The following is an 8,016-nucleotide window of genomic DNA, read 5'->3' on the forward strand; positions in this document are numbered from 1 at the left end:
GGACTTGTAAATGCGAAAGTGGATTTGCATTTTTTGAGAGTGAAAAAGCGAAAATCATTTTTTGCGTGACATAGTATTTTTTTGATTCTGTTTTTGGGGAAATTGAACTGCTGCACAAGAATCCAGTAAAATCAATGGTTTCAGGCTATTACTGTTTCCCAAATTTGAAGCCAAATCCCCAAAAATCTCCCAGATTTACGTTTTTGGGAAATTTTTGGGAAAACTAATCTGTCTGCAATTTGTCAAAGAAAGGTGATTCTATGAGAAAGAAAAATTACAAGGGAAGATGTACGAAAAGAAGTCTGCCAAAGTGTCAGAGTGTGTGCCGAACCTATGATGCTGTTCAGTTTGCGTGTGCGGATATGCTGCAAGCAGATGATGAGGTAACAGGCTTTCGGTGTAATGTATTGCTAGAGGGATTGGCAGAAGGCGAATATACCTCTGATTTTGTCTGTGAGAAAAAGGGCGGTGAAGTTATGGTATGTGAGTGTGTATCAAGAAGCCACATGATGAAGCCATTAACTGTAAAGCTGCTTGATTTGTCAAGAAACTACTGGTTGAAGCACAATGTTTCAGATTGGAGGATTGTAATAGATGAGGATAAATAGCCTTCTGCAAGGCAAAGTGGGTAAAGATACAGAGATATTCAGGGTATTGGCGGTCGATGCTGAAAAGCTATTTGCGATTGACTGTATCGGGCTGATTATGCCGAAATGGTATGATTTAGAGTATTTTAAGGATTTTGGAGAATGTGGAGAGAATGTTTTAACTGAATTATCAGGATATGAGATTGTGGATAAGGAATTATTGGATGCAAAGAGTAAAAGGACAATGTATGAGCGATTTACAGTCATCGCAGGAGTATTACCTTTTGTTCAGAATAAAAAACGGAGAAATGAGTTAATTTCAGAGCTTGCAAAAACAAAGAATATATGCAAACAAACTATAAGAAATTATCTCTGCCTGTATCTTGCTTATCAGGATATATCCATTCTTGCACCAAAGCAATGTGAGGAAAGGGAACTGACAGCAGATGAAAAGATATTCAGGTGGGCAGTCAACAAATACTATTATACAAAGAATAAAAACAGCCTGAAAACTGCATATACTATGATGCTCAAAGAAAAATACTGTGATGATATGGGAAAACTGCTGCCCGAACATCCATCCTTCAATCAGTTTTCCTATTTCTACCGCAAACATAAGAATATGCACACATTCTTTATATCAAGAAATGGCATTAAGGACTACCAGATGAATCACAGACCGCTTCTTGGGGATGGGGTGCAGCAGTACGCTTCTCATGTAGGGGTGGGCTTTTTTGATGCTACCATTTGCGATATTTACCTTGTGGATGATGCTGGCAATTTAGTAGGCAGACCGATTTTAACAGCTTGTGTGGATGCCTATAGTAGCCTTTGTATTGGATATTCCCTTAGTTGGGAGGGCGGTGTGTACAGCCTTAGAGGATTGCTGCTAAATATTATAGCGGATAAGAAAGAGCATTGTAAGAAATATGGGATACTGATTGATAAGTCGGAATGGAACTGTTGCCAGTTACCAGCAGAGTTTGTTACAGACAGGGGTTCGGAATACATTAGCAGTACATTTGAACAGGTAGTAGTTGAATTTGGCGTTACGATTACTAATTTGCCAGCGTTTAGGGCAGAGTGCAAATCTTATATTGAACGATTTTTCGGATTGATACAGGGATATTTTAAACCATATTTAAAAGGTAAAGGATTGATAGAGCCAGATTTTCAGAAAAGGGGTGCTATGGACTATCGGAAGCAAAGTTGTTTAACTATGGCAGATTTTGAGAAAATCATAATCCGTTGCATCCTGTATTACAATTCAGAGCGTATTATTGAAAACTATCCATATACAGATGCTATGATATCGGCAAAGGTAAAGCCATATGCAAGTGATATATGGGAATGGGGTAAATTACAGGCAGGAGCTAATCTGATAGATATTGATGAAAAGAATCTGGTGCTGGCATTATTGCCTAGAACAGAGGGAAAATTCAGTAGATATGGATTAAAGGTCAATCGTATGCGTTATCATTGTGAGGGGTATACGGAACAGTATCTAAAGGGCAATACTGTTACTGCTGCCTACAATCCTGATGATGTGTCTTATGTTTGGTTAATTGACAATGGTAAATATATCAAGTTTGATTTGATTGAATCACGGTATAAGGAAAAATCGCTGGCAGCAGTACAGGATATGCAGAACAGCCAAAAAGAGATTGTAAAAAGTGTTTCAGAAGAGAACCTACAGGCAAAAATAGAACTGGCAGAGCATATTCAAGCAATATCTTCTAAGGCAGACAGGCAAGCGGATGTTAATTTAAAGAATATCCGTAATACAAGAAAACGTGAGCAGGATAAGGCACATATAGATTATGCGAAGGAGGGCAATATCTATGAATAAATTAGCAGATATTGAAAGTAGGCTGTCAAAGATGAAATCAGGAGATGAGTTGATAAAGGCATTAGAAGTTAAGCCAGATTATGATGAATCCATAAGAAAAGAGAATATGGCGGTACGCTTAATGAAATTATCGGACGTTTACAACGTATATGTACCATCAAGAATGACAGAGGAAATCTATTATAAGCTGTATCTTGCATTAGTATATTCTATGCGGAAGAAAACTACGAAAAAAGCAGTATTGCAGCAGAATGAGAACTATAAGGCTGTTATGGCACAGGAATATAGGGGCATCATTGGAGGGGCAGACAGTCTATTGATAGCTGGCACAAGCGGAATAGGTAAGAGTACAGCTATCAGTAGGGCAATCAGTCTGATTTCCAATAAGGGAGTAATGGAATTAGATGTGCCGTATTCTTTCATCATTCCCTGTGTCGTAGTTCAATGCCCTTTTGACAGTTCGGTGAAAAATTTACTTTTAGAGGTATTACGCAAAGTGGATGAACGGATAGGGAGCAATTACTATCAGAACGCAATCAGGGCAAGGGCAACTACTGATATGCTTTTGGGAATGGTTAGCCAAGTGTCACTGAACCATGTTGGATTATTGATAATAGATGAAATTCAGAATGTCGTAAATTCAAAGAATGGTAGAGGATTGATAGGGATGCTTACACAACTTATCAATGATTCAGGAATCAGTATTTGCATGGTGGGTACGTCTGAATCCGTTATGTTTTTTGAATCCAGTGATTACCTTGCGAGAAGGTCATTAGGCTTGCAGTATCAGGCAATGGATTATGACGATGATTTTCATAAGATTTGTAAGGAACTTTATTCTTATCAGTATGTTAAACATTATACAGAATTGACAGAAGCAATTACAGAATGGATTTATGAACACAGTGCAGGAATTATATCAAATATTGTTGTACTGCTGCATGATGCACAGGAAATAGCGATTATGGATGGTACAGAAGCATTGGATATAAGCAGTTTAAATAAAGCCTATAAGAACCGTATGGCACTTTTACATGATTATATAGCTCCTTCGATTCAAAAAAGAAAGAGTACAACAACGATAGGGAAGAAAGCAGATAAAATTCATGAATTGGAAGAGAAACAAGATTTTATAGAGGAAACGGAGCAAGAGAATTTGATTGCTTTATTGGTAGCACAGGCGAAGCAAAATAGCACAGATATAGTTAAACTGATGCAAGAGAATCTTATCGTGATGGAGGTGTCGGTGTGATTACATATTTTCCAGAGGTTTATCCCGATGAGCTGCTATATAGCCAGTTGGCGAGGTGTTATGTAAAAGCTGGCTATCCAGCTTATATCTATATGGCAGAGGATTTCTTTCAGGATAAGAAAGTCAGACCAGATATTGAATTTATCAATACACTTACCCCTGCTGCCCTACAGATTGTTACAAAGAACAAAACGATTGAGGATATTGTGCTGAAACATACCATGTTTCCTTATTATGGGTGTTTTATATCGAAAGAGCGTAGGAACAAAGCATATCAGGCTCTAATAGGGATGAGGGGTAATTATAATAATCTGTTGCCGAAGGTAAAAAGCTGTCAGGAAAGGTTTCTCCGTTATTGCCCTCTATGCGTTAAGGCAGATAGGGATAAGTTCGGGGAAACATTTTGGCATAGAAATCATCAGATAACAGGAATAAATGTCTGCCCGATTCACAGATGCTATCTAAAAAACAGTGAAGTTGTTATCAGTGCAAAAGCAAGTCCTATATTGCATCATGCGGAAGGGGTAATACCACAAAAAGATAATGTTGAGATTGTTAAAGATGATATTGAATATGAAGTGTCAGAATATGTGGCAGCAGTATTTCAATCCGATTTAGATATGGATTCTGATATTGGTGTTGGGGAGTTTCTCCATTCATGTATGATTGGCACAAGGTATCTATCTGCAAGGGGCAAAAAACGGTATATGGAACTGCTGCATGAGGATTTTATAAGTTATTATGAAAAGTTGTCTGAAAATCGTATTACAGAGCTTTGGCAGTTACAAAAGATATTTACGAATGACAGGAGCAATTTTGTAGATGTATGTTTATTAGCATATTTTTTGAAAGTGCCAGTGGATGATTTAGTAAATATGAAAGTGCCAGATGTGCCACAGGATGAAATTTTCGATGCAGAGATAAAAAGGCTTCACGATAAAGGATTGAAATATCCAGAGATTGCAAAAAGATTGGGAATGTCCTATGATTCTGTTAAAACTATCGGGAACGGTCGGTATGGCATATATCAGCATAGAAAGGAGAATCCACAAAAGGGTGGTGTTCGGGTAAAGGATTGGACGAAATTAGATGATGAATATTTACTGCTTGTTCAAAAGGCAATTCAAAGAATAGAAAATGATGAAAGCTCAATGCCAAAGAAAATAACTGTGATAGGGATAGGGAGGGATGTTGGCTTGCCAGAGGGCAGTTTGAGGAAGATGCCAAAGTGTAAAGCAGAAATCAATAATCATTCTATATCACAGGAGCAACTATGGGCGAAAAAGGTTGTATGGGCAGTTAAAAAGATTCAGACAGAAGGTCAACCGCTAAATTGGAAACAAATACGGAATCTAACCAATATGCGTAATGAGAATTTTCAGGAGTGTAAGCCTTATTTGGAGATGTATATGGATGCTGAAATGGCAGAGAGGATAAAGGAGTTGTTGTGAAGGGTGTAGCTGATTTTTATGGTATTTGGTATTTTATAACCTTATATTGTGGATTGTAATAAATCAGAGCCACATTATATTGTATACAAATGGTATTTATTACCTTTTTTTGCTACACCCTGTTGTGAATTATGAATTGATATAATAGTGTTTTTTTGATATAGTAAAAAGGCAATGTAAATTAGTTATGAAATATGTGTATGATATAGGGGAAAACTGCATGAAAGAAAATCTGATATTTGCAAGAAAAAATCTGAATGAATTGGTTAAAGAATTGACTTTTTCTAATATTGTGGAATATAGTATAAAATTATTCGTAAGCGTAGAAAAAGAATTAGAATTAGGAGAAAAGTCCTTTGAAGATAAAGTAAAGGCATATCAAGAAGTTTGGAAAGCTACAATAAATACTTTATATGAGCAGGAAATACAAGGAGAAAAAAATAGATATGAGATAGGAATTGAATGGACACCATATACGATTTGCATAGCAGAACAAAATAATTATGATTTAGTAGATTTTTTTAATTTATCTGATGAGGATAAAGAATTTTGTGAAGATGTATATAAAAAACATATAACAGAAACAGTAGTTGTAAATAAAAATGCAAATTTCATTCTATGTATATTAATTATGCCACCATTAATATCAATAGCAGATTTTTATGCAAGAGCATATGAACATCATATACGAAAGGCACAATCAATTCTTAGTACAGTTCAAAATAATATTGTTGAGATGCCAGATTATAGATGCAATATAGGATTGGAACTGGCAAATAATTTTATTGACCAAAAAATATATAGAAAATATGGTGGTATGAATGGACTGCTTAAAAATAATATTTTTGAAGGAATTAGAAAAGAATTATTAGAAATAAAAGAAGAATGTGGTGAGAGTAAAAAGTTACCGCAAAAAGCTATTTGTCCTTATTGTGGAAAGCAACATGATATAATTGTGCATAAAGATGATATATTTTATGCACATTTGCTTTTGCTACATAAAGATGTTTTGAAGAAATTAGGGTTGATAGTTATGGATGATTATAGGGAGTTGTTTCTTACTTCTTATTTGAGTGCAATAACAGAGATTGAGAAACATTTGAATGATGTGAAAAATGTAAAGTGCTATATTTTAGTTGAAGGAGATACAGAAGAAAAAGCGATTCCTTATATGGCTTTAAAATATGGAAAGCCATTAGCATATAGAGGTATTAAAGTATGGAACTCAAAAACAAAGCAAAAGGTGTATATGGATTTTGAAAAATTTATTAAAAACAATCCAGATATAAAAATATGTGTTCTCTTGGATGGGGATGCTAGAAAGGAAATAGATAATATTGAGAGAATAATAAAAGAAAAGAAAAATCAATATGTCTTACATTATATTCCTAACGGAACTTTTGAGGATATAATTGATAAAGATATTGCTGTGTATGCACTTAATAGTATTTATGGGAGCAATATTTTTGTAAAAAATGATTTTGATGGGAACAAACCCTTTCTTAATCAGGTTAAGAAGAAAATTAGTATGAACAGTGAACTTGGAGAATTTGATAAGATTCAATTTATAGAAACTGTGATGAAATTAACAACTCAGGATAATATTCCAGATATAATAAAAAGAGTTATAGATGATTGCTATAAATTGGTTGATTAGTTTTATTTTTCGTAAAGATAATAATTCAGTAAGAAAGAGAGGAATACAACTGATATATTATACTTTATATAAGGATATAATGTAAATGTTCTAATATTAAATCAACCCATAGAAAGATTAAACAAAGGGCAGCAGGTAAGGGTACTGAATTACTGCTGCCCTTTAGTATGTTCAAATTTGGTTCATATGCCGAGTTTTTGACCGTTATTATATACCAATATCCTGTAATGGGGAAGAATATAAAATAATAATTTTAAGAGTAATTTATCCAGAACAAAAGCTATGAAATAAGCTGATTTCCATTTTTTCTATTATTCATTCTGCTCCTGAAGCAACTCTATCATTTCTGTTATCACACCAATTTGCTTGTCGGTCAGATTGGATACGTCCAGAGTTTTGATTTTATCCACATCCAACAAATAATCTGTAGTTACATGAAATCGGTGAGCAATTTTTACAAGAACATCGTATGAAGGGAATCTGTCTCCTGATTCGTAATATGATACAACGGATTTTGCTACACCTAACCTATCCGCTAATTCCTGCTGGGTAAGTTTTTGGCTTTTCCGCAAGGATTTTAGTTTTTCTGCAAAAGTCACTTTTATATTGTCCTCCTTCCACTGATAGTCAACTTGATTTTATTAAAGATAAGTTGCTCTATGGAGAACAAAAGTATATAAAGTAGTGGAATTTTATAAGAAAACATGATATGATACATTATAAGAGATGTGAAAAGGTAAGCTGAATGGGCAAGATTAAGGAATTAAAAGAAAGTTAAACTACGGATTATAGATAGTCAGGGTATGCAATGATACTCCTGATATGTATAAAAGTTAGTTCTCTTATGATTTGGGAAGTTTGGATTTTGGGTATGGCTTTTTAATGTCAGTCCTATCTAAAAGATAATCCGTGCTGACATTATAGAAATCTGCAATTTTGGAAAGAGAAGCTAAAGAAATCTCGTGTTCGCCTGTTTCATAACGTGAGTATGTACGTTGGTTCACGTTAAGCAGTTTTGCCATATATGTTTGTGTTAAATCATTATCTTCTCGCAATTCCCTGATTCGGCGGTACATACGTCACTCTCCTTTCCTTAAAACGTATTATATAAGGTTATTATACTTTAGACCGATAGAGCCTATTGACTTCTAGGCTAAAAAAGCCTAAGATTGTGATAATTGAAATTAATTGCAGAAAGGAAATACAAAAATGGGAAATAT

7 protein-coding genes are annotated in these 8,016 nt (G+C 34.8%); 5 read left to right on the plus strand and 2 right to left on the minus strand.

Annotation, left to right across the window (positions count from 1 at the left end):
* Positions 1 to 260 precede the first annotated feature (260 nt).
* The 5 genes from D7Y06_RS22510 (at position 261) to D7Y06_RS22530 (ending at position 6,796) form a co-directional block, all read left to right on the plus strand.
* On the plus strand, positions 261 to 608 hold the full coding sequence (locus tag D7Y06_RS22510; protein ID WP_120409808.1) for a hypothetical protein: 348 nt from the start codon (positions 261 to 263) through the stop codon (positions 606 to 608).
* Positions 595 to 2,436, plus strand: a complete 1,842-nt coding sequence (locus tag D7Y06_RS22515) for a Mu transposase C-terminal domain-containing protein (RefSeq protein ID WP_120409809.1) — start codon at positions 595 to 597, stop codon at positions 2,434 to 2,436. Before D7Y06_RS22510 ends, D7Y06_RS22515 begins: the two co-directional genes overlap by 14 nt.
* Positions 2,429 to 3,688 (plus strand): TniB family NTP-binding protein, encoded by a 1,260-nt coding sequence (locus D7Y06_RS22520; protein ID WP_120409810.1) that lies wholly within the window; start codon positions 2,429 to 2,431, stop codon positions 3,686 to 3,688. Before D7Y06_RS22515 ends, D7Y06_RS22520 begins: the two co-directional genes overlap by 8 nt.
* The gene (locus D7Y06_RS22525) at positions 3,685 to 5,139 is read left to right on the plus strand and encodes a TniQ family protein (RefSeq protein WP_120409811.1); all 1,455 of its coding nucleotides are present in this window, start codon (positions 3,685 to 3,687) and stop codon (positions 5,137 to 5,139) included. The genes D7Y06_RS22520 and D7Y06_RS22525 overlap by 4 nt, the downstream gene beginning before the upstream one ends.
* Positions 5,140 to 5,359: 220 nt before the next feature.
* Complete coding sequence (locus D7Y06_RS22530) at positions 5,360 to 6,796, plus strand: TOPRIM nucleotidyl transferase/hydrolase domain-containing protein (RefSeq protein ID WP_147415746.1); 1,437 nt, start codon at positions 5,360 to 5,362, stop codon at positions 6,794 to 6,796.
* A gap of 311 nt (positions 6,797 to 7,107) precedes the next feature.
* Here D7Y06_RS22530 and D7Y06_RS22535 read toward each other — a convergent pair whose 3' ends face one another.
* Together D7Y06_RS22535 and D7Y06_RS22540 are read right to left on the minus strand one after the other, a co-directional pair.
* Positions 7,108 to 7,395, minus strand: coding sequence for a helix-turn-helix domain-containing protein (locus tag D7Y06_RS22535; protein WP_120409813.1), 288 nt, complete (start codon positions 7,393 to 7,395; stop codon positions 7,108 to 7,110).
* Between the two features lie 243 nt (positions 7,396 to 7,638).
* Positions 7,639 to 7,872: a helix-turn-helix domain-containing protein gene (locus D7Y06_RS22540; protein ID WP_120409814.1), complete on the minus strand. Its 234-nt coding sequence runs from the start codon at positions 7,870 to 7,872 to the stop codon at positions 7,639 to 7,641.
* Positions 7,873 to 8,016: the final 144 nt, after the last annotated feature.

Origin of the sequence: Roseburia sp. 1XD42-69 (assembly GCF_003612565.1) — a bacterium.
Lineage (GTDB): Bacteria > Bacillota > Clostridia > Lachnospirales > Lachnospiraceae > Roseburia_B.

What these genes read in the sequence shown, in the direction of transcription:
- D7Y06_RS22510 (WP_120409808.1), top strand. Translation starts at nt 261, where the DNA reads ATGAGAAAGAAAAATTACAAGGGAAGATGTACGAAAAGAAGTCTGCCA.
- D7Y06_RS22515 (WP_120409809.1), top strand. Translation starts at nt 595, where the DNA reads ATGAGGATAAATAGCCTTCTGCAAGGCAAAGTGGGTAAAGATACAGAG.
- D7Y06_RS22520 (WP_120409810.1), top strand. Translation starts at nt 2,429, where the DNA reads ATGAATAAATTAGCAGATATTGAAAGTAGGCTGTCAAAGATGAAATCA.
- D7Y06_RS22530 (WP_147415746.1), top strand. Translation starts at nt 5,360, where the DNA reads ATGAAAGAAAATCTGATATTTGCAAGAAAAAATCTGAATGAATTGGTT.
- D7Y06_RS22540 (WP_120409814.1), bottom strand. Translation starts at nt 7,872, where the DNA reads ATGTACCGCCGAATCAGGGAATTGCGAGAAGATAATGATTTAACACAA.